This window comes from Arthrobacter sp. B2a2-09 (assembly GCF_027587375.1).
In the GTDB taxonomy this organism is placed as follows: Bacteria; Actinomycetota; Actinomycetes; order Actinomycetales; family Micrococcaceae; genus Arthrobacter.
The window spans coordinates 142,511-165,793 of sequence record NZ_JAMXIC010000005.1 but is presented as its reverse complement, the minus strand read 5'-3'; the positions used below and the strand labels follow the sequence as shown (position 1 = coordinate 165,793).

Below are 23,283 nucleotides of genomic sequence, written 5' to 3'. Positions count from 1 at the left end.
AGGAACTGCCGGTTGTGATTGGCCTCACTCGGCAGTGACTACTCCCATAGTGCCAGTAGATCCGCCCAAAAAAACTAGCTCCGTGCCACTGAATATCGGCCGTAGAATGTGTGAATGCACAATGCAGAGAAGGCTGGCGACGCAGCACGCTGGGGAGAGCTCGTGGAAGGGTTGCACGGGCGGCTGGAGGAACTTGTCGAGCTTTTCGTGACGCGCGTCCAGGAGATCCCCGAATATGCCGACAACAGGGTGAGCTTGCCGGAATTGAGGAGCACGGCACGTGAAACTTTCCGGCGCCTCATCGACGGACTGCGGGACGAGAGGTTCCGCCATTCAAACTCCCATGGCAGTCAGGATTCGCTGGCGCGCTTCTCCTCGGAGCTTGGTGCCAAACGGGCGCGTGCCGGAATTTCGCCCGAAGCCCTGATTTCAGCTGTACGCCTGGATTTCAGCATTCTTTGGGCAGATCTCCTGAAGATCTCGGACGCGGAGGATGCCGTGCTCTTGACGTCCCATGTAGACCAGGTGTGGCGCGTGGTGGATGAATTTGCCACCCAGACCCACTCCAGCTATTCGAGCGAGCGCGTCCGGATGGCCCAGGAGGAATCAAACATCCGCCGGGAGTTCATCGCCCGGTTGTTCAGCAAGTCCGAGCTATCGGCAGATACCATCAGCCAGGCCGCGGGAGCCCTGGCCACGGACCCGGAAGCAAGGTTTTCCATCGTGGCGGCGAGCGGCGAGGCAGCCTCCAAACTGCGGACGATTGCCACCCAGGGCGGCTGGCTCCAACCGTCCCAACGGCTCTACGTCCACGAATTCGGCGGCAGCACGTACGTCTTCTGGGCGTTGCCGCGGGCTCATGGCGGAGGGCCCCGCGTCGCGGGACTCGGCGGCGCAGGCCGGCAAGACGAAGGACCTGCCTACATTCCTGCGCCCATCATCGGAATACCTTGTGGTTATGTCGAGGGATTTTCCGGCCTGCGCGCCCTGCCCTCCGCAGCACGCACGGCGGAGCGCCTCGCTTTGCTGCTCCAGCCCGCTGACCGAGGCCCATTGACGGCGGCAGCAGCGTGGGCCCGTCTCGCCAAGCAGCAACTCCAGGATGCGGGCCTGGACCTCTGGGCCGATCTTGAGTCCGCCCTCTCGGAATGCCGCGACGGCGAGCGCGAGCGGCTGACCGAGACGGTGCGCCATTTCCTGCACACGGGCAACATCACCACGACGGCGCAGGAACTGTTTTGCCACCGGAACACCATCCTCAACCGGCTCAACCGCTTCCAGGAGCTCACTGGCATCGATCTGGCCGTGCCGGCGCAAGCGGCCCGGCTGGTGGTGGCCTGGGCCTGAGGTCTGCAAAGGAAAGCGGTGTTGTGTGAACACACATTTTCCGTCGTTTTTTGCTGGAAATTCAGCCATTGAAGTGTGGTACGCAACACAGGATAGTTATCTGCATCCTCACCCGGGCACTCGCCCCCACACTCATCTGGAGCTTCTCATGGCCCAAACGGTAGATACCGCTCCCGCGTCCGCAGCCAGGCTTGACCTGGCCAAGATGCGCAAAATCGCCCTCGCCAGCGTCATCGGCACCACAGTCGAGTGGTACGACCTGTTCGTGTTCGGAACAGCGTCCGCCTTGGTCTTCAACAAGATCTTCTTCCCCAGCTTCGACCCGATCGTCGGCACCATGCTGGCCTTCGGCACCTTCGCCTCCGCCTACATTGCCCGCATGGTAGGCGCCATCATCTTCGGCCACTTCGGTGACCGTCTCGGCCGCAAATCCATGCTCCTGATCTCCTTGCTGACCATGGGAGCGGCAACTTTCGCCATCGGCTTGCTGCCTGACTACAACAGCATCGGCATCACGGCGCCGCTGCTTCTCCTCCTGCTACGCGTCATCCAAGGCCTGGCATTGGGCGGCGAGTGGGGCGGCGCGGTACTCATGACCGTTGAGCATGCGCCTTCCGCCCGCCGAGGCTTCTACGGTTCCCTCGTTCAGGTAGGCGTTCCCGCAGGCACCTTGATCGCCAACGTCGCGTTCCTGATCGTCGCTTCCACCATCAGCTCGGACGCACTGCTGAGCTGGGGTTGGCGCATCCCGTTCGTGGCCTCCTGCCTGCTCGTGGCTGTCGGCATCTACATCCGCCTCCACATCGAGGAAACCCCGTCATTCCAGGCCGTCAAGACCGCCGGCGCCAAGGCGAAAATGCCCTTTGCCGCCCTCATGGCCAAGTACTGGAAGCAAGTTGTCCTCGGCGGCATCGCCACTCTCTCTACCGGGAGCACCTTCACCCTACTGGTTGCCTCCGGCGTTTCCTACGGCAAGAAGGACCTCGGCCACTCGGAGAGCCTCATGCTCTGGGTTGTCCTGGCTTCCTGCGCACTGTGCTTTGTGCTCATCCCCTTCTTCGGGAAGCTCTCGGACAAATACGGCCGCAAGCCGATCATCTACGCCGGAGTGGCCGCTGAGGCGCTGTTCGCATTCCCGATGTTCTGGCTCATGGACACCAAGTCCGTACCCCTGTTGTTCGTCGCCTACCTCGGAATGATGACCGCCTTCGCAGCCAACTACGGTCCCATCGCCACGTTCCTGGCCGAACTCTTCGGTTCCAAGGTCCGCTACTCCGGATTGTCCGTGGCCTACATGCTCTCCGGCCTCCTCGGCAGCGCCGCTACCCCGTTCATCACCACCTGGCTCCTGGGCCTGACCCACCAGAGCTCCTCCATCGCCTGGTACATCACAGCCGCTGCATTGATCTCCTTGGCGGCGCTGTTCGTCCTGACGGAAACCCGCCACGGCAACATCGACGCCGTCGACGTCGCCCCGGTGGATGCGGCGGAAGCGGCGGCGAAATGAGCGATTCCCCAGCGACGAACCCGGTACCCGCGACGGCCGCCATCACGCGGTTCGGCGAAGTCCCCGGCCAGGCAGCCGCCGTCGGACCCTTCTCCCACGCGGTCATCGCCAACGGTTTCGTGTTCACCTCCGGCCAGATCCCGGCCATCACCGGTTTGGACGACCAACCGGAGACCTTCGAAGGACAAGTCCGGCAGACGATCGAAAACCTGCGTGCGGTACTGGAGGCAGCAGGTTCCAGCCTGGCGCACGTGGTCAAGGTCAACACGTACTTGACCAGCCAGGACCAACTCGAGGAGTACAACCGCGTCTACACGGAGTACTTCGGCTCCGCGAAGCCCGCGCGCACTTCCGTCTGTGTGAGCCTCTGGGGAGTATCCCTTGAGATTGAATGCGTGGCGGTGCTCGCATGAGCCAGGCATCTACGGCGGAGCTTCGGTCCTCGGCAGGCCTGTTAGCCCGGCTTGCCGAGGTCAGCTACCCCACTATCGGACACTTTCTTGAGGACGGATTTGTTGATCCGGCAATCCAGTCGCTGCTCGACGGCGTAAAGGTGGCCGGGCCTGCGGTGACAGTCCGAATCGTTGACAACGATGCGATCGCCATGAACCGTGCACTCCTAAAGCTGTACCCAGGAGCAGTGCTGGTGATCGACATGGATGGCGACCACCGCCATGCGCCCGTCGGCGCAGTAACGGCAGCAGCCGCCAAGGCCCAGGGCGCGGCTGGCATCGTTGTGGACGGACGAGCCACGGATCTGTTGGAGTTGCGGAGCACCGGCCTGCCGGTCTTCGCCCGCGGCACCTCGTGCCTCACCACCAAGCGGCTGCACGCCAAGGAATCATCGGTCAACGTTCCCGTGTTGTTCGGCGGAGTCGAGGTTCATCCCGGAGACTGGGTGCTGGGTGACGATAATGGCGTGATTGTGCTGACCCAGGAGGAGGCGACAGCGGTCTTGGAGCGGGCACTCGCCTCGGACGCGGCCGAGCCGGAACTGCTGGCACGAATCGCCGTGGGTGAACCGCTCGAAACGCTGCTCGTGCACTGAAGCATGTGACCGCCACACGCCGCCATGCGACGCGCTGCTGGCAGCACGCTCGACTTGTCCAGAGACGGAGGCTCAAGCCACACAGGAGTGTGTGGCTTTGAGCCGTCTCCACGCCGGGGCCTTCGTGATGCCAGCACGGGAATATCGACTCCGGAACCTGCGCCCCTACCCCCCAATGGCAAGCAGCGCCAACGCACTGTCCCGTGGCTTTTGAAGGTCCAGGCCTGTGTAACCTTCAAATGCCGCCAGCCTGTTGACAACGGTGTTCCGGTGGCAGGCGAGCCTGTCTGCCGTGGCTACGAGGCTGCCGAGCTCCAGGAACGCTCGCACCGCTTCCAGGAGGCGTTCCCGCTCCGGGTCGCTACATCGACCAAGCGCCGAAAAGACCAGGGTTTCAGGGTTACAGCCCACTTGCGAGAGTCGGTGTGCTGTGATGGACAGCCAACGGTCCCTGAGCGTGAAGACTCCCTTGCTGCCCATGGGCAGGTCTTTCATGATTTCCCGGGCGGCGCTGACTGCTGTGCGCACTCCTGCTATCCCGTTGGCGTGCGGTGCCACAGCGACGGCCACATCGTCGAACAGCGCGGCCTCCTGATAACTCAGCTTTTCGTTGGAGTCCACCGTTCGGGGGCGGATGACAAGAGTGTGGTGCCCTTGGTCATAGGTCAGCACAGGAAAGTCCCGCGGCGGACGCGCCCGGACCCGCCTCCTGATCAGCAGGCCGTCGTTCCGGTCGATGGCCGCTACAAGAAACATCGCGTGAGGGTTGATGCGGAGGGCACCGGCTATGCGTGACAACTCAGTTGGGGACGGCTCGGCCGGCGCCAACAGTTGGGTCAGATACTGCTGCTGAAGATCGGCATCGGCGCCCTCAATTTCCTCCAACTCCCTCAAATACCGCTCTTGGACGCTGGACGCGAAGCGGTCGACAGTCGCCCACACGACTTCCGCCTTCCTTACCAACAACGCAGGGTCTGCGCGCAGCTCCGGTGCGGACAAAGCATCCCAGAGCACCGAGAAATCGAGGCGAATCGCCCGGACCAGGCTGTCCAGCGGAACGCCCTGACGTGCCCTCCGGGCGCCAAGTTCGGAGGCAAAGACCGAAAGCGCGCCAATATCCTCGGCACGCCCGCCGAGAGCCGAGAGCATGGCAGAGAAGGAGCTGAAACTGCTGCGACGCAGGTCCTCAAGCGTGAGGCCGGAATCGGCGTAGGCGGGATCGGGAAGAATCCGGGTCAGGAAATTCTCGACGAGGCAAGGAAGCTGCCTGCCCACGGCATCGACCAAAGTCAGCCACTGCTCATCGTCCGTCATGTCGCCCCTCCCACAGTATCTCCATACATCCTCGCGGAACCGGACGCCACGGCCCATGTACGTTCGTACATTTTTTGCATGCTTTTACGTTCGCCCCTGTCATGGGCAATGATCCATCGCCTTGGGACGATCGAAATCAGCTGCTCCTGTGGCAGCCCAACACTTTCACCGGCCAGGAGTTTCCATGACCACCATTGATCCAGTCGAGGAGCGGACAACGGCTGTCCGCCCCGACGAGCAATCCGGCTACAAGAAGGGCCTTTCCAACCGCCAGGTCCAAATGATCGGCATCGGCGGCGCCATCGGCACGGGACTCTTCCTCGGCGCCGGCGGACGCCTGGCCTCAGCAGGGCCCGTACTCCCCGTTGTCTACGCGATCTGCGGAGTGTTCGCCTTCTTCATCCTCCGCGCCCTCGGCGAGCTGGTCCTGCACCGCCCGTCATCAGGCTCCTTCGTCTCGTACGCTCGGGAGTTCTATGGCGAAAAGGCAGCGTACATCTCCGGGTGGGTGTACTCACTGTCGTGGGCGCTCACCGCGATCGTGGACATTACCGCCGTCGCCGTTTACCTGAACTACTGGACCGCCTTCAGCAGTGTCCCGCAATGGATCCTCGCGCTGGCGGCCCTGCTCGTGGTCACCGGCGTCAACCTCATCTCCGTGAAGCTATTCGGCGAACTGGAATTCTGGTTCGCCATTATCAAGGTTGGCGCGCTCGTGGCATTCCTCCTGGTGGGCGGCATCTTCCTCGCCGGCAACTTCCCGGTCGCCGGACACCAGCCCGGGCTCTCCCTGATCACCGACCACGGCGGCCTGCTGCCCAACGGGCTACTCCCCGCGGTCATCATTGTGCAGGGCATTGTGTTCGCTTACGCCGGCATCGACATGATCGGTGTAGCCGCCGGCGAAACCAAGGACCCTCGGAAGATCATGCCCAAAGCGGTCAACGCGGTCATCTTCCGGATCGCCATCTTTTATGTGGGCTCCACTGCCCTGCTGGCGATGCTGCTTCCGTATAGCTCCTATAAGGCCGGGGAGTCCCCGTTCGTAACCTTCTTCGCCAGTATCGGCGTGCCCGGTGCGGGCGACGCGATGAACTTCGTGGTCCTCACCGCCGCGCTATCCAGCCTCAACGCCGGGCTCTACTCCACCGGGCGGATCTACCGCTCCATGGCCCAGACCGGGACGGCACCCCAATTCATGAAACGGATGAGCCGCGGCGGGGTGCCCTACGGCGGAATCCTCTTCACCGCAGCCTTCACTCTGCTCGGCGTGGGGCTCAACGCTGTCGTTCCAAAGATGGCCTTCGAAATCACCATCAACGCCACCGCCCTGGCCATCCTCTGCACCTGGGCAACCATCATTTTGTGCCAACTGAAACTGTACAAACTGTCCAAGGCGGGACTGATGCCGCGGCCAGCCTTCCGGCTCTTCGGTGCGCCTTGGACCGCCTACCTGACTTTGGCGTTCCTGGCCGCGGTACTTGTCCTGATGCTGTTTGATTTCCCGATCGGCACGTACACGGTCGCCTCCCTGGCAATCATCATCCCGGCCCTCATGGCCGGCTGGTACTCCGTGCGAAGGCGCGTCAACGAACTTGCCAGGACCCAGCCGCTGACCAATGCCATCCCGGTAGCGCAGGCCACAGCCCAGCAATCACCGCCCCAGTCTTCCACCGCGCGGTTCAACAACGAGGAGCACACGCCATGACCACCGCAGCAACGCGTCCCGCCAACGCCCCGTCCCAAAAGCCAGCCGACATCAGCCGGGCAGCGACAGACGACGCTGCGTCCTTCCTCCGCGACTTCCGCAGCCTCTCGACCATTGGCGAAACACCCGGCCACGGTGTGGACCGCCAAGCCGGCACTGCGGCGGACGCACAGGCACGTGCCTGGTTCACTTCCCTCGCCTCCCAGAACGGGTTCCGCACGGAAACGGACCAAGTTGGAAACCTCTTCGCGCTGATCGAATGGAACCCCGGCGCACCGTACGTACTGGTGGGCTCGCACCTGGACAGCCAGCCGACGGCCGGAAAGTACGACGGCGCCTACGGTGTCGCCGCGGCCCTTCACGCTGCCCGCAGGCTGGCCGACCGCGCAGCCTCGAAATCGCCCGACCACGGCACCCCGCCAGCGGTTCCCAAGTACAACCTTGCCGTCGTTGACTGGTTCAACGAGGAAGGCTGCCGCTTCGCCCCGTCCATGATGGGAAGTTCCGTCTACACCGGAAAGCTCCGCGCCGACATCGCGCTGTCCATTACGGATACCGCGGGTACCAGCGTGCGCGAAGCCCTTACCGAAATCGGGCACCTAGGAACTGGCGATGGGCCCGCTGCCGCCGCCTATGCGGAGATCCACATTGAACAGGGCCGGTCGATGGAGGACTCCGGCACCACGATCGGCCTGGTCCACGCCTGCTGGGCCGCTGCGAAATACACCGTTACGGTCCACGGCGAGCAGGCACACACGGGTTCAACCGTCATCGCCGACCGCAAGGACGCCCTGCTGGGAGCGTCGCGCCTAGTGGTTTTGCTTCGGGAAATCGCGGACCACTTCAGCGGTGCCGTGCTGCACACCTCCGTGGGTCAGTTGACGGTGTATCCGAACTCGCCCGTTGTGGTGCCGTCCCGGGTGGACCTCGTGATGGACTTGCGGACCGCCGATGAGGGCGTCCTGGCCACTGCCAAGGCCCTGCTCCGCGCCGGTATCGCCGCCATCGAGACGGAGGCCAACGTCAGCATTGAGGTCGAGGAGTCCCACGCCTGGGGCATCAACCCCTACCAGCCCGCGGGTGTGGCCTTGGCCGCCGAATGCGCAGCCGAGCTGGGCTTCAGCAACCGCCGAGTGTTCACGCTCGCCGGGCACGACTCGATCAACATGAAGGATGTCGTCCCTACGGTCATGCTGTTCGTCCCCAGCGTGGACGGCATCTCCCACAATGAGCGCGAATACACGAACGACGACGACGCCTGCGCCGGCGTGGACATGCTGACCCGCGTAGTTGAAAGGCTGTGCAACGGAGACCTCGACGATGCCGCGTCGCCGGAACCCGGCTCCCGGCTGGAGGGCACCACGTGACCGGCCGGATCAAGGTGGCCGTCCTGCAAGCGACCGGGCTGGTCAACTCGCCGCAGCAGAACCTGATCAGGCTTGCTGCCCGGGCGCAGGAAGCAAAGGCACTGGGTGCGGACCTTCTGGTAACCCCCGAACTGTTCGTCAGCGGTTACGCTCCGGGCCTGGTCCACGGCACCGACGGGACAGCCCAGCGGCGGCAGATCGCCGACATCGCCCTATCCGCGGGCCTGGCGATCGTGGGCTCCACAGTCGAACACGACCGGGAGCGGCGCTATATCTCGGCGTCCTTCTTTGACCGCGACGGTGCCGAACTGACCCGCTACCGCAAGCAGCACCTCTTCGGTGCAGTCGAGAAGGAAGCGTTCGACGCCGGGGAGGCTCCCCCCGCCGTCGTCCGCTTCGACGGAGTCAACGTTGCCCTCGGAATCTGCTTCGACATCGAGTTTCCCGAGTTTGCGCGCGCCGCGGCCGTCGCGGGCGCGGAACTGCTCTGCATTCCAACGGCAGTCCCCCTGCGTGAAGGCGGCCAGTCCGACGCACACCCGTTCGACACCCGGATGATTCCGGCGATGGTGGTACCCACCAGAGCCCTCGAAAGCCAGCTGTTCATTGCGTACGCCAACCACACCGGCCCACACTTCGCCGGCCTAAGCACCATCGCCGATCCGTACGGGCGGCACCTTGCGGCCGCCGGTGACGATGCCGCGCTCATCGTCGCAGACGTTGCCCTGTCCACTCTTCGCCAGGCCCGGCTGGACACCGACTACCTCTCCCCGTTCATCGACAGCGCAGCCAGCGCCAACCCCAAGTAAGGACCCCCGTGACCATCGCAGCCACCAGCACGCCGACTGCAAAACTGAGCATGCTCATCCCCGATTTCCCGTTCCCCTACGAGGACTACATCACCCATGAAGCGGGAATAGGTTCCGTCCCGGCCGACATGTACGGCACCGAAGTGGCCGTTGTGGGCGCCGGACTGTCAGGACTCGTCGCAGCCTACGAACTCATGAAAATGGGACTCAGGCCGGTTATGTACGAGTCCTCAAGGATCGGAGGACGCCTCCGCGGAGGCACCCAGCCGGGCAAGCCCGGACCGGTGGCGGACCTGGGCGGAATGCGGTTCCCCAAGAGCGGCACCTCGTTCTTCCACTACGCGGATCTTGTTGGCATCGAAACGCAACCGTTCCCCAACCCACTGACGCCTGCCGCCGGAAGCACCGTGATCGAACTTGGCGGCACGGCCCACTATGCCGAGACCCCCGACGATCTTCCTGGGTTCTTCCGGGACGTGTCCAACGCCTGGGACGACTGCCTGGAGGAACGCGCCCACTTCAGCGCCATGCAGGAAGCCATCCGGACGAAGGACCTCGCCACCATCAAGAGGCTCTGGAACGAACTGGTTCCGCGCTTCGACGACATCTCCTTCTCCGGTTACCTGGCCACGTCAAAGGCGTTCTCGTCCCTCCCGTTCGAATACCGGGAGGCCTTCGGCCAGGTCGGGTTCGGAACGGGCGGCTGGGACACCAACTTCCCGGACAGCATCCTGGAGATCCTCCGCGTCGTGTACGTGGATGCCGACGCGGACCAGCACCGGATCATCGGCGGGGCGCAGCTCCTGCCGGAACGTCTCTGGAACCATGCCCCCTCCGACCTGGCGCACTGGCCAGAAGGCACAAGCCTCGCGTCCCTTCACGGCGGGCACCCGCGGCCCGGCGTCGCGTCCATCCGGCGCCTTCCTGGCAGTGGGGGCGCCGCTGCAGCGGTCGAGGGACCCATCGCCGTCACGGACAAGTGGGGACAGTCGCGGGAGTATCCGGCGGTCATTGCGACGTGCCAGAGCTGGCTGCTCTCGGCGCGCATCGATGTCGACGAGTCGCTCTTCAGCCACAAGCTCTGGACGGCGATCGAGCGTAGCCACTACATGCAGTCCTCCAAGACGTTCGTAGTGGTCGATAGGCCGTTCTGGAAGGACATCGACCCACAGACCGGCCGCCAGCTCATGAGTACCACGCTCACAGACCGGCTCACGCGCGGCACCTACCTGCTGGACAACGGCCCGGACCAGCCCGCCCTGATCTGCTTGTCCTACACCTGGAACGACGACGCCCTGAAGTGGTTGCCGCTGGATGCCGACGAGCGGGTCAGACTCATGCTGCACTCCCTGAAGCAGATCTATCCCACCGTGGACATCGCCTCGCACATCATCGGCGATCCAATCACGGTCTCCTGGGAAGACGACCCAAACTTCATGGGCGCCTTCAGTGACAACCTCCCAGGGCACTACCGCTACCAGGAGCGGCTCTACACGCACTTCATGCAGGACGGAATGGACCCGGCACACCGAGGCATCTATCTCGCCGGCGACGGCATCTCCTGGACCGGCGGCTGGGCCGACGGAGCCGTGACCACAGGCCTCAACGCCGTGTGGGGCGTCATGACACAGCTGGGTGGCAAGACCAATCCGGGGAACCCGGGACCGGGCGACCGCTTCGACGAACTCAAACCCATCCGGCTTCCCTGATCTCCCCGGGGCAGGCTGTTCATCGGCCCCACTCATGCATCGGCCGTATGGGGCCCCGTCTTAGAGGGGCTCCATGCGGCCGTGCCCATGCCAATGGGTAGCACCGGATGAACGGCCCGCTCTGGGCGGCTATTCGGCGCGGGGCCTTGACGCTGCCAGGCGGCTCGAATCGGGCAATGTTGCCACGAAAACGTCCGTCGCGCTGATGTCCGCCAGTGCCATGCGCCGGGTGTCGTCGAGGTATCCGACGTGGTTTTGGAATGCCGCGCGGGCGGCTTCCGGGTCCTGGTCTGCGATTGCCTGGTAGATGACCGTGTGTTGCGCCCACACGGCTTCGCGGTCCAGTAGATCGACGAACACGGTGTTGGTGGCTGGCCGCATGAGATGCACCGACATCATGGCGAGTTCGAGAATCTGGTTCTTTGCTAGGGGGCACTGCAAGGACGCGTTGGACGGCACGGGAAGTGCCCGTCCGTGGCCAAACGTCGTTTCTCAGGCGTCGAAGTCGGTGCTGCGGCTCAATGCTTCCCAGTTGGACGTCGAGTCGAGCCGAGCCTGCACGATCTTCTGGTACGCCTCGAGCGCATCGCTGCCTAGCAAGAGGAAAGCCGGGGTGTCCTCGGCCTCGACAGCACGGATGATCGCCTGCGCGGCCTTGGCCGGATCGCCCTTGGCAGGAGAGTTCACGACGGTTTCGATACGCCGTTTCCCGGCAGTCCCGGCGTAGTCCGCGATGACCGTCGTCGACTGAGTGAGAGACCGGCCCCCGAAGTCGGTGGCAAAACCGCCCGGTTCGACGACCGTCGCGGAGATGCCCAGTGGCTCCAACTCACCCCGGAGCGAGCCCGTCATACCCTCGATGGCGGCCTTGGCGGCCGCGTAGTAGCCGGAGCCAACCGGGGTGTACGTCGCCGCGATTGAGGAGAAGTTCACGATCGCCCCGCTGCGACGTGCACGCATGCCGGGCAGCACCGCCTTGATCATGGCGACCGATCCGAAGAAGTGAGTGTCGAACAGCAGCCGGATGTCCGCTTCATCGCCTTCCTCGACGGCGGCACGATAGCCGTAGCCGGCATTGTGAATCAGGACGTCGACGCCGCCGAATGTCTTCTCGGCCTCTGCGACTGCGGCAGTCACCTGCGCCGGGTCTGTGACGTCCAGCGCCACAGCCAGAACCCGATTGTTGCCCTCCGCGAGGTCCGCGACCTTTTCACGGTCACGCGCCGTCGCGACGACGTTATGTCCTGCCGCGATAACAGCCTCCGCCAGAGCGCGGCCAATACCCGTCGAGCATCCCGTAATGAGCCAAGTAGTCATTGTCATGTCCCTTTCTGAGGAGTCCGATATCAGTAAATACCTCACCCAAGAAAGCTGGGAGGTTCTGACGGAACCCCTACGTTCCCGAGCCGAAAGGACCAAAGGGCTTGAAGACTTACCGACAAGGTGTAAAGCCCTGATATTCCGGGCCGGTTTTGGGGGTGTCTGATAGACACTGCCACCGGCAGACGCGGCTGCGTAGCGTGGTGGATGTGGACAGAAAAGAGGAAATCCGTGAATTCCTGATCTCGCGTCGAGCGAAGATCAGCCCGGAACAGGCCGGAATCCCCACATACAGGGAACTGCGCCGAGTGCCGGGGCTGCGCCGTGAGGAAGTGGCGCACCTCGCAGGGGTCAGCACGGACTATTACACCCGCCTGGAACGCGGCAGCGTCCGCGGGCGTCTCGGACGCCGTACTCGAGGCCGTGTCATCGGCCCTTCAGTTGGACGAGGCCGAGCGGGCGCACCTGATGGACCTGGCAAGGACGGCCAACACGCCGTCGCGCCGGACCCCGCGCCGGCCACCGCAGCAACGGGTCCGTCCGGGAGTGCTGCGTCTGCTGGACGGGATGACCGGAGCGGTCGCCGTGGTGCAGAACAGCCGTACGGACGTGCTGGCCGCAAACCTCCTGGGCCGGGCACTGTATGGACCCGCGTTCGCCCTCGCGGCACAGTCGAACACCTCCTCGCCATCCGACCCCGGGACCCCGCGGCGGGTCCCGAACCAGGCCCGCCACATCTTCCTCGAACCGGGCGCGGGAGACTTCTACCCTGACTGGCCCGCGGTCGCGGCCACCGCGGTCGCGATGCTGCGCTCTGAATCCGGCCGGAACCCCGACGACCGGGCCCTGAACGAGCTGGTCGGGGAACTGACCACCCGCAGCGGGCTGTTCTCGGCATTATGGGCCGGACACGACGTGCGGATCCACACCACAGGGACCAAACGCTTCCACCACCCGCTCGCCGGGGACATGTCCCTGCAGCACGAGACGCTGGACCTTCCCGGCGACCAGGGACAGACCCTGTTCACCTTCACCGCGGAGCCCGGCTCCGCGTCCGAAAACGCGCTGGCCTTCCTCGCCAGCTGGGCGGCACCGCCTCCCGAAACCACCACCGGCGACACCGCCGGCCGATCCACCACCCCCGGCCTGCGCTCCCCCGCGCAGCCGGGAACACCCAACCCAGGAAAGACAGAACCATGAGTGAACACGATGACAAAGCAGGACAGAAGGAAGACATGACCGGGAAGAAAGTCTGGTTCATCACCGGAGCCGGCCGCGGCATGGGCACCGACATCGCGAAGGCAGCCCTGGCCGCCGGCCACGCGGTCGTCGCCACCGGCCGCAACCCCGAAAAAGTCGCCCAGGCAATCGGCGAGGACAAGGACCTGCTAACCGTCAAGCTCGACGTCACCGACCCCTCCGACGCCACAGCCGCCATCCAGGCCGCCGTCGACCGCTTCGGCCGGATAGACGTGCTGGTGAACAACGCCGGCAACTTCTACGCCGGATTTTTCGAAGAAATCACCCCCGAAGACTTCCGGAAGCAGATCGAAACCACCATGTTCGGGCCCATGAACGTCACGCGCGCCGCCCTGCCGGTCCTGCGCGCCCAACGCTCGGGCCTGGTCGTCACGATCTCCTCGACCGCCGGCATCGCCGGCGGGGAGTTCCTGACCGCCTACGCCGCGTCCAAGTTCGGCGTCGAAGGCTGGGCCGAGTCTCTGGCCCCCGAAATCGCACCCTTCGGGATCCGTACCATGCTCGTCGAGCCCGGATTCTTCCGCACCGAACTCCTCACCCCCGAATCCACGAGCTACGCCGAATCGACTATCGACGACTACGCCCAACGCACCGAACAGACCGTCACGTCATGGAAGAGCATGAACGGACTCCAAGGCGGAGACCCCGCCAAACTCGCCCACGCCCTCATCCAACTCGCCGAACTGGAGCAGCCACCACTGCGCTTCGCCGCCGGAGCCGACGCCGTCGGGCTATTTGACTCCCGGGCCAAGGAGCTCCAGGACCAAGCCAACGCCCACCGCGAACTCTCCAGCAACCTCGCCCACGACGACGCCTAACAGCACCCCCAGCCGGTCCCGCCCCCCCTGAACCGTCGCGGGGGCGCGGGACCGGCCATCCCTCCACGCACGACCACCACCTCCGTCCCACTGCTGGACGACCACGGCCTCCGGCTGCCCAAAACCCGCGACAACGCCCCCCAGGAGAACACCCAAGATGACATTGAAACTTTCGGGAACTGCCGCCCTCGTCACCGGGGCCAGCAGCGGCATCGGCGCCGCGACGGCACGAGAACTCGCCGCACTCGGCGCGTCCGTGGCGCTCGTGGCCCGACGTCGGGACCGCCTCGAAGCCCTCGCCGCCGAAATCGAGAACGACGGCGGCACCGCACTGGTCATCGAAGCGGACATCACCGACCGCGCCCAGGCCCAGGCCGCCGTCGAAGGGACGGTCGAACGGTTCGGGCAGTTGGACATCCTGGTCAACAATGCCGGGCTGATGCTTCTGGGTTCGGTCCTCGGCGCGGATCCTGGGGACTGGGACCGCATGATCTCAGTCAACGTCCAGGGCCTGCTGTACACCACCCACGCGGCCCTGCCGCACCTGCTCAAAGCCGCCGACAACAGCGAACGCCGGGTCGCGGACATCGTGAACATCAGCTCGGTTGCCGGTCGCGTGGCCTGGGGCGGCTACGGCGTCTACAACCTGACCAAGTTCGGCGTCAACGGCTTCACCGAGTCCCTCCGCCAGGAAGTCACCCAGCGGCACGTCCGCGTCGGCGTCCTGGAACCCGGCGGCGTGGACACCGAACTGGCCTCGCACAACACACCCGAGATCCAGAGCGGGATGACGACCCCGTTCTACGAACAGACCGAAGTCCTCGCCCCCGCGGACATCGCCGACGGCGTCGCCTACATGGTCACCCGCCCCCGCCACGCCTCCATCGCCGAGCTCTGGATCATGCCCACCGACCAAACCTGACCGCCGCCGTCGTCGTCCGTAGGTTGGTCCAATTTCTGGCTTCGTGGGCCCGATTGGACTAGGCAATGGACCTCGGGCCCTGTGACCCCGGTCAACTAAGAGATCACCGCGCGGCTGGCGGGCTGCTTCGCTCCGGCTGTCCCGTCCACCGCGCCAAAACGACGTTCAGATGGGTGCTGACGAGCCGGACCAAATCGATTTCGGGGTTCAGCAGCCACTGGATCTCATCGCCGTCCAGGAGCGCAATCACTCCACGGACCTCGCTCTCGATTTCGCTGTCGCTCAGCGGGAGTACCTCGCCCTTGGCGAGAGCTTCGCGGAGGTGGCCGCTCATCTCTTCGACCGCCTTCTCATACCGGTTCACCATGAAGTCCCGTGCAGGATGACCGGGATCGGAGGCCTCGGTGGCCAACGTCAGGAACAGCTCAATGAATCCCCGGTGGGCAGTGTGATACTCCATCAGCCGGGGCAGCCACTCGAAGTATGCCAGTCCCGAATAACCGGCACTCAAGACTGCCGACTGTTCGCTCCAGTAGTCCCATACAGCGATGAGCAGCGCTTCCTTTTGGCCGAAATAGCTGACCAGCGTGGGTGCGCTGACACCGACTTCACTGGCGATCTGCCGAAGAGACCCGTTGTTGTAACCGTACTGAGCGAAGACGCGGGCGGCGGCCTCGACTATCTGCTGCCGGCGCTTGATTCCCTTCGGGTACGGACCCCTGGATGTCAGTTGTGTGCTCATGGCTCCTCGTCTTTCCTCCCCATCAGACTAATGGACCCTTGCCAAAAACTGAACAGGCGTTATATTCTTTAAAACCTAACAGCTGTACAGTTTTCGAGTGACGGGCCTCAGATCTCCGATGGAGGAGAAAGGCAGTCACCGTCACACCCACCAACGGCGGTGATCGATCCCGTTGGACTGCAACCAAGTTTCGAGGACAAAAAGTGCACAATTCCCTTTATCCAGAGCCGGAGCCAAACGGAGTCCTTGGCGTCGGCATTCTCGGGGCCGGCCCCGTGACCCAGGCGATTCACTTGCCTTCGCTGGCCAGATTGCGGGACTTGTTCGAGGTCCGCCACATCATGGACGTCGACCCCGCAGTGGCCGAATCGGTGGCAAGCAGGGTCGGAGCGCGCTTCAGCACCAGCATGGATGAACTGCTGGCTGATCCCGAAGTAGATGTTGTGGCCATTTGCAGCCCGCACCAGTTCCACGCCGCCCAGGTCACAGCAGCCTGCCGGGCCGGGAAGAAGGCTGTGCTTTGCGAGAAGCCCTTCGCCATGAACGGCGAGGAAGCGGCAAGGATTTCCGCCGTTTCGGCCGAAACCGGGGTTCCCATCATCGTCGGTGCCATGCACACCTTTGATCCGGGCTGGTTGGCCGCCGAGGCTGCCTGGGGGAACCTCCCGGAGCAGGTTCACACGATCCGTTCCTCCATCGTTCTGCCGCCGAATCCGCGTTTTGAGGACTTCGCCACCGAGATCGTCGGCCGGCCGGAAGCGTCTGCACCGGAAGCCTCAACGCCGAACCATGTGGAGCCGGCAGCCGCGAAAGCCATGCTGCGCGGCGGCGTGATGGGCCTGGCGATCCATGACCTGCCGCTCGTACGCCGCTTCGTGCCCGACTTCCAGTCGGTCGAAGTCCTGCACGCGGAGGTCCTCCAACCCTTCGGCTACGTCATTTCCCTTCGCACCGCCACCCGAACCATCGAACTGCGGGCAGCCATGAACAGCACCTGGAAGCCAGAGTGGACCTTCCAGGCCATCGGTGATGAGGCGCAACTGACGGTCAGCTTCACCCCTTCCTACGTGCACTCCGGGTCAGCGACAGCCCAGATAGCACGCGCTGGAAGCGCCATTCAGCTGGGCCCCTACGGCCACAACGGCTACGAAGGGGAATGGCGCAAGCTCGCTGAGCTGGCCCGCGGCAAGGGCGAGGCGCCTCCTGCCCGGACACTCATCGACGATCTCGAGTTCGCCCTGTCCATAGCCGACGGCGCGGCCACGCGTTACGAATCCCCTACCCACACAAGACAGGAAGTTTCGGCATGAGCACCAAGCTGACAGTCCACGCCGACCCGAAGGCAGAACTCTCCGGAGGCGTCTCCGCAGTGGTCGCCTCCCTGCCGGTGTCCTACGGGCCTGCGGCCGGAGCCGCTGACATCAGTGCCCTCGACGGGGAAGCAGGCTGGACCCTGCGGGTCCTTGCCGCCGCGCAGGACGGTGCCCGCGGGGTCGTCGTCGTCAATCCCGTCGCCGAATCCGTCGAGGACATCGCGGCTGCGGCCAAGACCGCAGCCGCCGTGGCCCTGGATCAGCGATGGTCTTCCAACCCCGCGGTCGAGGGTGCCCGGCACGCCCTGCAGGGGTACCTCGACGACGCGGCTCTCCTGGACTCCGTGGCCATCGCCGCCCCCGGAACACAATCCGTGGAGCTCCTCACCCAGCATCTGGCCCTCATCCAGGACCTCGGCGTCGGGTTGGAGACCCTCCGTCTCGTCCAGCACGGACCCACCGGGTACGTGGCGGCAGGCAGCCTCGCTAACGGCGCCCCGATGGCCTTGCAGGGAATCACGACCTCGGCAGTCCGTCCGCGCTGCTCGGTCACGGTCCTGAATTCCACCGGGGGCCTCGAGCTCACGGTCCCGGACCCCGACGCCGCCTGGCCGGCTGAAATCCTGGTCACCAACCCCTCCGGTTCCACCCTCTTGCCGACCCTTTACGAGTCCGCGCACCGCTCCACCTGGACCCGGCTGAAAAAACACCTCGACGCCGGCCAGATGCCGACGGACCTGGCCCGCTTCGGCGAGGTTGCTTCAGCCGTGCACCGCCTCACCGGCCACCGCGCAACCCCCTGAACAGCACCACCACAGGACACCACAGTTCGAACTCAACACCACTGTTCCACCTCAACGTAGAGACGGCCGGCCCCCACGGGGCCGGTTCTGGAAGGAAACATCATGACCATCAAATCCGCACTCTCCACCTCGGCCTTTTCCCGGCGCGGGTTCCTCGGCGTCGCCGCGGCAGCGGCGTCCGTCCCGCTGCTGGCGGCCTGTGGCGGGGGGTCCGCTTCACAGGGCGCAGGCGGCACGATCAAGTTCTGGGATATGCCCTGGGGCCCGCCGGCTTACAGCGACCTCGCGAAGAAGCTCACCGAGTCCTATGTCCCGACGGGCAGTCTTGGCAAGGCCAGTTACCAGACCATCCAGTGGAACAACTTCTACCAGACCTTCTCCTCGGCCATCGCGTCCAAGACCGGTCCGGCGCTGTCCACGGGCGGCGGCTTCCAGGCCTTCCAGTTCGCCGAACAAGGACAGATCGCTTACGCGGACAACGTCATTTCAAAACTGAAACAGAACGGCCAGTACAACGATTTCCTTCCTGGAACCATCGAGTCCCAGAACACCGACAAGGGCTACGTTGCAGTTCCATGGTCCCAGGGCCCGCGCGTGGTCTGGTACCGGAAGTCTCTGCTTGACCGGGCCGGCGTCGCAGTCCCCACGGACTGGAAGTCCTGGCTCGAAGCAGGAAAGGCACTGAAGGGCATCGGAGTCTCCGCGTTCGGCATCGGCGCCGGTGCCGGAAACGTCTTCGGCAACCAAAACCTGTTGTCCATGATGATCAACAACGGCGGCGGTCTTTTCAACGAAGACGGCAGGCCCGACGTTGTGACAGACCGGAACATCGAGGCCATGGAGTTTGTCCGCGAAATGGTTTCCCTGGGACTCATCGATCCTGGCGCCGTCAGCTACACCCTCGACAACCTCTCCAGCCAGTGGAAGGACAAGAAGATCGGCATGGGCTGGTACGCCCCGGGCCTGCCGGAGAGCACCGGCGACACCTCCGGGGACCTTCAGGTGGCCTCCCCGTTGGCCGGCCCCCACGGGGACAAGGGCACCGTGAACTACATCGGCAGCATCATGATGTACAAGAACACCCCCTCCCAGGAAGGCTCGGAGGCGTTCCTGCTCTGGTACCTGGGCCAGCTGAAGGAATTCTGGAAGCAGGACGTGGTGGGTCTGCTTCCCGTACAGCAGTCCATTGTGGACCTGCCGGAGTTCCAGAAGAACAAGCAGAACGTACAGATCATCAAGGAATGGCAGTCCGTCGGCAAGCCCTTCGGTACGAAGTCACCCCGGCTCTTCGGATCCCTCGCCGCCGTGGATGGCGGCCAGGCCCTCTCCCAGTTCGCCCAGACGATGCTGGGTGCCCGGGCAGATGCAAAGACCGCCCTGACGGACCTGCAGAAGGGCATCGAGTCCGTCACCAAGTGACGGACCCGATGAGGAGAACCACCATGACTACCACCACCAGATCCCTGGCCCGGGCCCGCAAAGGCGTCGGGCCAGGCGGAGCTTCCGGACCCGCCGGAACCGCCCGGAAACAAAGCACACTGTCCCGGCAGACCGGCAGGACCTTCGCGTTCCTGATACTTCCCTCCGTCCTCCTACTGCTGCTCATCAATGGCTACCCGCTCATCTACGCCGGAATCCAGGCGCTCCATAACGGGAACCTACTGGACACAGGGGCCTTCGTCGGTCTGGACAACTTCTCCAGCGTGTTGTCCTCGGAACCGTTCTGGAAGGCCGCCAGGTTCACCCTGGTCTTCACGCTCGTCGGCGTCTTCGGTTCCTGGCTCATCGGCCTGGCCCTGGCCCTGGTGCTGCGCACCAAAATCCCCGCCAACGGCCTCTTCAAGGTCCTTCTGCTGCTGCCCTGGGTGGTGCCGATCGTGGTGTCCTCCACGGCCTGGAACTGGCTGACCGCCACCCCCACCAGCCCCGTGCCCGCCCTGTTCAACGCCCTGGGACTGGGAACGCCGCTCTTCCTCGCCGACCCGACGCTGGCAGCCATCACGGTGTGCCTGTTCAAAGTCTGGATCAGTTTCCCCTTCATGATGATGATGATCTCCTCGGCCCTGGCCTCGGTGGATAACACCGTGTACGAGGCGTCGAGCATGGACGGCGCCAGCAAGTGGCAGCAGTTCACCCAGATCACGCTGCCGCTGATCTCACGCTCCACCTACATCAGCTGGATCCTGATGACCATTTTCTGCGTCAACGACTTCCCCACCATCTACCTGCTCACCGGCGGCGGGCCCGTCGACGCCACCACCTCCCTGGTGGTCCTCGCCTACCGCATGGTGTTTCAGAACTTCCAGACCGGGCCAGGCGTCGCCATCGCCTTCCTCATGACGATGACCCTGGTCATTGTCTCCGTCGTCCTGTACCGGCAGATACGAAAGTCGAGCACCGAATAATGAGCACCGTCCTTCACACCCACCAGGCCGCCCCGGCTGCCGCAACAGGGGGACCGGCAAAGTCCCGTTCCGCTGTGGCCGACGCCGGCAACCGGGGGCGGTGGTGGCGTTTCACCCTGATCCTGGCAGTCACCGCGGTCGTTCTCATCCCCATCATGGTCACCGTCGCACTCGCGTTCACCCCCGGCGCCAATAGCACCGCCACCGGCGGCTTCACCCTTGAGAACTTCTCCACCGTCTTCGAAAAGACACTCGTAGGAACCTGGCTTCAGAACAGTCTGATCACGACCCTGACGACGGTGCTGGTGTCCGTGGCCGTTGCCGCCCCGGCGGGATATGTCCTCTCCCGCGGCCGCGGCAAACTCGTCTCCGGATACTCCCTGCTGCTGTTCGTCATCCAGTCCCTGCCGATCATCACCTCCGTGGTCCCGCTGTTCATCCTCTTCGCAGGCATGGGGCTGGTGGACAACCTGGTAGGGATCACGATCATCTACGTCGGCTCGACCATGTCCGTGGCCACCTGGATGATGGCCGCCTACTTCGACTCCATCCCGATCAGCCTCGAAGAGGCCTCCTGGATCGACGGCTGCTCCGTATTCGGATCATTCACCCGGGTCGTGCTGCGCAACTCCCTGCCCGGCATCCTGTCCACCGCGATCTTCTCCTTCCTGCTGGCCTGGAACGACTACCTCGTCGCAGTGGTGTTCCTGCGCTCCAACGAGACCTTCACCCTCCCGATGGGCGTACAGACCTTCTTCCAGCAAAACGCGACGGACTGGGGCTCCGTCATGGCCGTGGCCCTGGTCATGATGATCCCTCCCGTGCTCGTCTTTGCCGGCCTGAACAAATACTTCAGCGTCGGCGGCATCGGCGGATCCCTCGCCGGCCAATAGCCTCCCTCCCACACCTTGAAAACGTCAGCACCTGGAGACCCAATGACCTACTCAATTCAGCTGTACACCTTGCGCAACGCCATCCAGGAAGACCTGCCGGGCACCATCAAGAAGGTTGCCGAGATCGGTTTCACGCAGGTTGAACCCTACAATTTCGTGGCCACGGCAAAGGAACTCGGCGCCGCTTTGAAAGAGAACGGCCTGCGCGCCCCGTCCGGCCACGCTCCGCTGCTGAGCCAGGACCAGGACGAGATCTTCGCAGCCGCCAAGGAACTCGGCATCAGCACGGTCATCGACCCGTACCTGCCCGCCGAGCACTGGCAGAACGCCGAAGACATCCAGGCCACCGCTGCAAAGCTCAACGCCGCCGCGAAGAAGGGTGCCGAATACGGCATCCGCGTCGGCTACCACAACCATGCCTGGGAGCTCGAGTCCATCATCGAGGGCCGGACGGCCCTGGAGTATTTCGAAGGCCTGCTGGATCCGGAACTGGTCCTGGAAGTGGACACCTACTGGGCTGCCGTCGGCGGCCAGAACCCGGTGGAACTGCTTGCCCGCCTCGGTGACCGCGTGAAGTTCATCCACATCAAGGACGGCCCCGGCACCACGGACACCAAGGCCCAGTTGCCGGCGGGCCAGGGCACCGTCCCGGTGCTCGACGTCGTTGCTGCCGCGACGTCCCTGGAAGTGGGCGTCGTGGAGTTCGATGACTACGCCGGAGACATCTTCGAAGGCATCGCAGAGAGCCTCGCCTTCCTGAACGTAGGCAGGGTCTAATGAGCCGCATCGTTCCCTTAGGCGTGGCAATGATCGGCTACGCGTTCATGGGCAAGGCCCACTCCAACGCGTGGCGGAACGTGGCCAGCTTCTTCGACGTCCCGGCCTTCGAACGGAAAGTCCTCGTGGGCCGGGACGCCGCCCAGGTGGCCGGCGCCGCAGCCAAATACGGGTGGGCCGAATCAGCCACCGACTGGCGCACCGTGATCACCCGCGATGACATCGACATCGTGGATATCTGCGCCCCGGGCTGGATGCACGCCGAAATCGCCATCGCGGCGCTGGAGGCCGGCAAGCACGTCCTCGTCGAAAAGCCGCTCGCCAACACCCTGGCCGAAGCCGAAGCCATGACCGAAGCAGCCCGCACCGCGCGCGAACGCGGGGTCCAGTCGATGGTCGGTTTCAACTACCGGGGCGTCCCCGCCCTGGCCCTGGCGAAGGAATTGATCGCGGAGGGCCGGCTCGGCACGGTCCGGCACGTCCGGGCCTCGTACCTGCAGGACTGGCTCGCTGATCCCGAAACGCCGATGTCCTGGCGGCTACGTGCCGAAACGGCCGGCACCGGCGCCCTGGGCGACATCGCCTCCCACGCGATCGACCAGATCCAACACCTCACCGGCGAAAGCGTCATCGAAGCCACCGGGGTGCTGAGGACATTCGTGACCCAAAGGCCCGGCTCGGACGGCATGGAGGACGTCACCGTTGACGACGCAGCCTGGGCCACCCTGGGACTGACCGGCGGGGTGGGGGCCTCGGTGGAGGCCTCACGCGTGGCGGCCGGCCGGAAGAACAGCCTGCAGATCGAAATCTACGGAACCCGCGGCGCGCTGACCTTTGACCTGGAATCCATCAACGAACTCCACTTCCTCGATGCAACGCTTCCGGCCCGGGAGCAGGGATTCAGCCGGGTCCTGGTCACCGAACCCGAACACCCCTACCTGGACGCCTGGTGGCCCCAGGGCCACGTCATCGGCTGGGAACACACCTTCACCCACCAGATCCGGGACTTCCTCACCGCCATTAGCACCGGCACCGCCCACTCGCCTTCCTTCGAGGAAGGACTACAGGTCCAGCGCGTCCTGGCAGCCGTCGAAGAATCAGCGAAAAACAAAAGCACCATCACCCCTGTCCCCCGGGGACTGACGACGCCGGCGCCTAAAACAGTGCCCGGCACCGACGTACAGGCCGCCCACGCAGCACTTGTCCCATCAAGAAAGTGAA

Annotated in this window: 21 protein-coding genes and 1 pseudogene; 18 read left to right on the top strand and 4 right to left on the bottom strand. The window is 64.4% G+C overall.

What is annotated here, in order from left to right; all coding sequences use genetic code 11:
* The first annotated feature begins 114 nt into the window (after positions 1-114).
* From NFJ07_RS07740 to NFJ07_RS07725, 4 genes are all read left to right on the top strand, one after another.
* Positions 115-1,347, top strand: coding sequence for a helix-turn-helix domain-containing protein (locus NFJ07_RS07740; RefSeq protein ID WP_269993530.1), 1,233 nt, complete (start codon positions 115-117; stop codon positions 1,345-1,347).
* 148 nt (positions 1,348-1,495) lie between these two features.
* Entirely contained in the window at positions 1,496-2,854 is a 1,359-nt protein-coding gene (locus NFJ07_RS07735; RefSeq protein ID WP_269993529.1) for an MFS transporter, read from the top strand.
* The gene (locus NFJ07_RS07730; RefSeq protein ID WP_269993528.1) at positions 2,851-3,267 is read left to right on the top strand and encodes a RidA family protein; all 417 of its coding nucleotides are present in this window, start codon (positions 2,851-2,853) and stop codon (positions 3,265-3,267) included. Before NFJ07_RS07735 ends, NFJ07_RS07730 begins: the two co-directional genes overlap by 4 nt.
* Positions 3,264-3,902, top strand: a complete 639-nt coding sequence (locus tag NFJ07_RS07725; RefSeq protein WP_269993527.1) for an RraA family protein — start codon at positions 3,264-3,266, stop codon at positions 3,900-3,902. Before NFJ07_RS07730 ends, NFJ07_RS07725 begins: the two co-directional genes overlap by 4 nt.
* A 165-nt stretch (positions 3,903-4,067) precedes the next feature.
* Here NFJ07_RS07725 and NFJ07_RS07720 read toward each other — a convergent pair whose 3' ends face one another.
* Positions 4,068-5,216 (bottom strand): helix-turn-helix domain-containing protein, encoded by a 1,149-nt coding sequence (locus NFJ07_RS07720; protein WP_269993526.1) that lies wholly within the window; start codon positions 5,214-5,216, stop codon positions 4,068-4,070.
* Between the two features lie 184 nt (positions 5,217-5,400).
* On the opposite strand from NFJ07_RS07720, the gene NFJ07_RS07715 reads away from it, so the two are divergent.
* The 4 genes from NFJ07_RS07715 to NFJ07_RS07700 are packed head-to-tail and all read left to right on the top strand — an operon-like array spanning position 5,401 to position 10,809.
* Entirely contained in the window at positions 5,401-6,924 is a 1,524-nt protein-coding gene (locus NFJ07_RS07715) for an amino acid permease (protein WP_269993525.1), read from the top strand.
* Positions 6,921-8,291, top strand: a complete 1,371-nt coding sequence (locus NFJ07_RS07710) for a M20 family metallo-hydrolase (RefSeq protein ID WP_269993524.1) — start codon at positions 6,921-6,923, stop codon at positions 8,289-8,291. Before NFJ07_RS07715 ends, NFJ07_RS07710 begins: the two co-directional genes overlap by 4 nt.
* Complete coding sequence (locus tag NFJ07_RS07705) at positions 8,288-9,100, top strand: nitrilase-related carbon-nitrogen hydrolase (protein ID WP_269993523.1); 813 nt, start codon at positions 8,288-8,290, stop codon at positions 9,098-9,100. The genes NFJ07_RS07710 and NFJ07_RS07705 overlap by 4 nt, the downstream gene beginning before the upstream one ends.
* A gap of 50 nt (positions 9,101-9,150) precedes the next feature.
* Entirely contained in the window at positions 9,151-10,809 is a 1,659-nt protein-coding gene (locus NFJ07_RS07700; protein WP_269993656.1) for a flavin monoamine oxidase family protein, read from the top strand.
* 129 nt (positions 10,810-10,938) lie between these two features.
* Here NFJ07_RS07700 and NFJ07_RS07695 read toward each other — a convergent pair whose 3' ends face one another.
* Positions 10,939-11,268 carry an FCD domain-containing protein gene (locus NFJ07_RS07695; protein ID WP_269993522.1) on the bottom strand — a complete coding sequence of 110 codons (330 nt, stop codon included), beginning with the start codon at positions 11,266-11,268 and terminating at the stop codon, positions 10,939-10,941.
* A 33-nt stretch (positions 11,269-11,301) separates the two neighbouring features.
* Positions 11,302-12,126: an oxidoreductase gene (locus NFJ07_RS07690; RefSeq protein WP_269993521.1), complete on the bottom strand. Its 825-nt coding sequence runs from the start codon at positions 12,124-12,126 to the stop codon at positions 11,302-11,304.
* A 212-nt stretch (positions 12,127-12,338) separates the two neighbouring features.
* Here NFJ07_RS07690 and NFJ07_RS07685 point away from each other — a divergent pair.
* The 3 genes and pseudogenes from NFJ07_RS07685 (at position 12,339) to NFJ07_RS07675 (ending at position 15,129) form a co-directional block, all read left to right on the top strand.
* Positions 12,339-13,329: pseudogene (locus NFJ07_RS07685) on the top strand (helix-turn-helix transcriptional regulator).
* Positions 13,326-14,207, top strand: coding sequence for an SDR family oxidoreductase (locus tag NFJ07_RS07680; RefSeq protein WP_269993520.1), 882 nt, complete (start codon positions 13,326-13,328; stop codon positions 14,205-14,207). The pseudogene NFJ07_RS07685 and the gene NFJ07_RS07680 overlap by 4 nt, the downstream one beginning before the upstream one ends.
* A 157-nt stretch (positions 14,208-14,364) precedes the next feature.
* Positions 14,365-15,129: an SDR family NAD(P)-dependent oxidoreductase gene (locus tag NFJ07_RS07675; protein ID WP_269993519.1), complete on the top strand. Its 765-nt coding sequence runs from the start codon at positions 14,365-14,367 to the stop codon at positions 15,127-15,129.
* A 103-nt stretch (positions 15,130-15,232) separates the two neighbouring features.
* Here the strand turns inward: NFJ07_RS07675 and NFJ07_RS07670 are convergent, their stop codons facing one another.
* A complete protein-coding gene (locus NFJ07_RS07670) occupies positions 15,233-15,871 on the bottom strand; it encodes a TetR/AcrR family transcriptional regulator (protein WP_269993518.1) in 639 nt (212 codons plus the stop codon).
* A 203-nt stretch (positions 15,872-16,074) separates the two neighbouring features.
* On the opposite strand from NFJ07_RS07670, the gene NFJ07_RS07665 reads away from it, so the two are divergent.
* From NFJ07_RS07665 to NFJ07_RS07635, 7 genes are all read left to right on the top strand, one after another.
* Complete coding sequence (locus NFJ07_RS07665; protein ID WP_269993517.1) at positions 16,075-17,181, top strand: Gfo/Idh/MocA family protein; 1,107 nt, start codon at positions 16,075-16,077, stop codon at positions 17,179-17,181.
* Positions 17,178-17,987: a hypothetical protein gene (locus tag NFJ07_RS07660; RefSeq protein ID WP_269993516.1), complete on the top strand. Its 810-nt coding sequence runs from the start codon at positions 17,178-17,180 to the stop codon at positions 17,985-17,987. Before NFJ07_RS07665 ends, NFJ07_RS07660 begins: the two co-directional genes overlap by 4 nt.
* 102 nt (positions 17,988-18,089) lie before the next feature.
* On the top strand, positions 18,090-19,406 hold the full coding sequence (locus NFJ07_RS07655) for an ABC transporter substrate-binding protein (RefSeq protein WP_269993515.1): 1,317 nt from the start codon (positions 18,090-18,092) through the stop codon (positions 19,404-19,406).
* Positions 19,407-19,429: 23 nt separating this feature from the next.
* Positions 19,430-20,392, top strand: a complete 963-nt coding sequence (locus NFJ07_RS07650; protein WP_269993514.1) for a carbohydrate ABC transporter permease — start codon at positions 19,430-19,432, stop codon at positions 20,390-20,392.
* On the top strand, positions 20,392-21,285 hold the full coding sequence (locus tag NFJ07_RS07645; protein ID WP_269993513.1) for a carbohydrate ABC transporter permease: 894 nt from the start codon (positions 20,392-20,394) through the stop codon (positions 21,283-21,285). Before NFJ07_RS07650 ends, NFJ07_RS07645 begins: the two co-directional genes overlap by 1 nt.
* A 42-nt stretch (positions 21,286-21,327) precedes the next feature.
* Positions 21,328-22,062 carry a sugar phosphate isomerase/epimerase family protein gene (locus NFJ07_RS07640; RefSeq protein WP_269993512.1) on the top strand — a complete coding sequence of 245 codons (735 nt, stop codon included), beginning with the start codon at positions 21,328-21,330 and terminating at the stop codon, positions 22,060-22,062.
* The gene (locus tag NFJ07_RS07635; RefSeq protein WP_269993511.1) at positions 22,062-23,282 is read left to right on the top strand and encodes a Gfo/Idh/MocA family protein; all 1,221 of its coding nucleotides are present in this window, start codon (positions 22,062-22,064) and stop codon (positions 23,280-23,282) included. The genes NFJ07_RS07640 and NFJ07_RS07635 overlap by 1 nt, the downstream gene beginning before the upstream one ends.
* The last annotated feature ends 1 nt before the right edge of the window (position 23,283 follow it).

What these genes read in the sequence shown, in the direction of transcription:
- NFJ07_RS07740 (WP_269993530.1), top strand. Translation starts at nt 115, where the DNA reads ATGCACAATGCAGAGAAGGCTGGCGACGCAGCACGCTGGGGAGAGCTC.
- NFJ07_RS07735 (WP_269993529.1), top strand. Translation starts at nt 1,496, where the DNA reads ATGGCCCAAACGGTAGATACCGCTCCCGCGTCCGCAGCCAGGCTTGAC.
- NFJ07_RS07730 (WP_269993528.1), top strand. Translation starts at nt 2,851, where the DNA reads ATGAGCGATTCCCCAGCGACGAACCCGGTACCCGCGACGGCCGCCATC.
- NFJ07_RS07725 (WP_269993527.1), top strand. Translation starts at nt 3,264, where the DNA reads ATGAGCCAGGCATCTACGGCGGAGCTTCGGTCCTCGGCAGGCCTGTTA.
- NFJ07_RS07720 (WP_269993526.1), bottom strand. Translation starts at nt 5,216, where the DNA reads ATGACGGACGATGAGCAGTGGCTGACTTTGGTCGATGCCGTGGGCAGG.
- NFJ07_RS07715 (WP_269993525.1), top strand. Translation starts at nt 5,401, where the DNA reads ATGACCACCATTGATCCAGTCGAGGAGCGGACAACGGCTGTCCGCCCC.
- NFJ07_RS07710 (WP_269993524.1), top strand. Translation starts at nt 6,921, where the DNA reads ATGACCACCGCAGCAACGCGTCCCGCCAACGCCCCGTCCCAAAAGCCA.
- NFJ07_RS07700 (WP_269993656.1), top strand. Translation starts at nt 9,151, where the DNA reads ATGCTCATCCCCGATTTCCCGTTCCCCTACGAGGACTACATCACCCAT.
- NFJ07_RS07690 (WP_269993521.1), bottom strand. Translation starts at nt 12,126, where the DNA reads ATGACTACTTGGCTCATTACGGGATGCTCGACGGGTATTGGCCGCGCT.
- NFJ07_RS07680 (WP_269993520.1), top strand. Translation starts at nt 13,326, where the DNA reads ATGAGTGAACACGATGACAAAGCAGGACAGAAGGAAGACATGACCGGG.
- NFJ07_RS07675 (WP_269993519.1), top strand. Translation starts at nt 14,365, where the DNA reads ATGACATTGAAACTTTCGGGAACTGCCGCCCTCGTCACCGGGGCCAGC.
- NFJ07_RS07670 (WP_269993518.1), bottom strand. Translation starts at nt 15,871, where the DNA reads ATGAGCACACAACTGACATCCAGGGGTCCGTACCCGAAGGGAATCAAG.
- NFJ07_RS07660 (WP_269993516.1), top strand. Translation starts at nt 17,178, where the DNA reads ATGAGCACCAAGCTGACAGTCCACGCCGACCCGAAGGCAGAACTCTCC.
- NFJ07_RS07655 (WP_269993515.1), top strand. Translation starts at nt 18,090, where the DNA reads ATGACCATCAAATCCGCACTCTCCACCTCGGCCTTTTCCCGGCGCGGG.
- NFJ07_RS07650 (WP_269993514.1), top strand. Translation starts at nt 19,430, where the DNA reads ATGACTACCACCACCAGATCCCTGGCCCGGGCCCGCAAAGGCGTCGGG.
- NFJ07_RS07645 (WP_269993513.1), top strand. Translation starts at nt 20,392, where the DNA reads ATGAGCACCGTCCTTCACACCCACCAGGCCGCCCCGGCTGCCGCAACA.
- NFJ07_RS07640 (WP_269993512.1), top strand. Translation starts at nt 21,328, where the DNA reads ATGACCTACTCAATTCAGCTGTACACCTTGCGCAACGCCATCCAGGAA.
- NFJ07_RS07635 (WP_269993511.1), top strand. Translation starts at nt 22,062, where the DNA reads ATGAGCCGCATCGTTCCCTTAGGCGTGGCAATGATCGGCTACGCGTTC.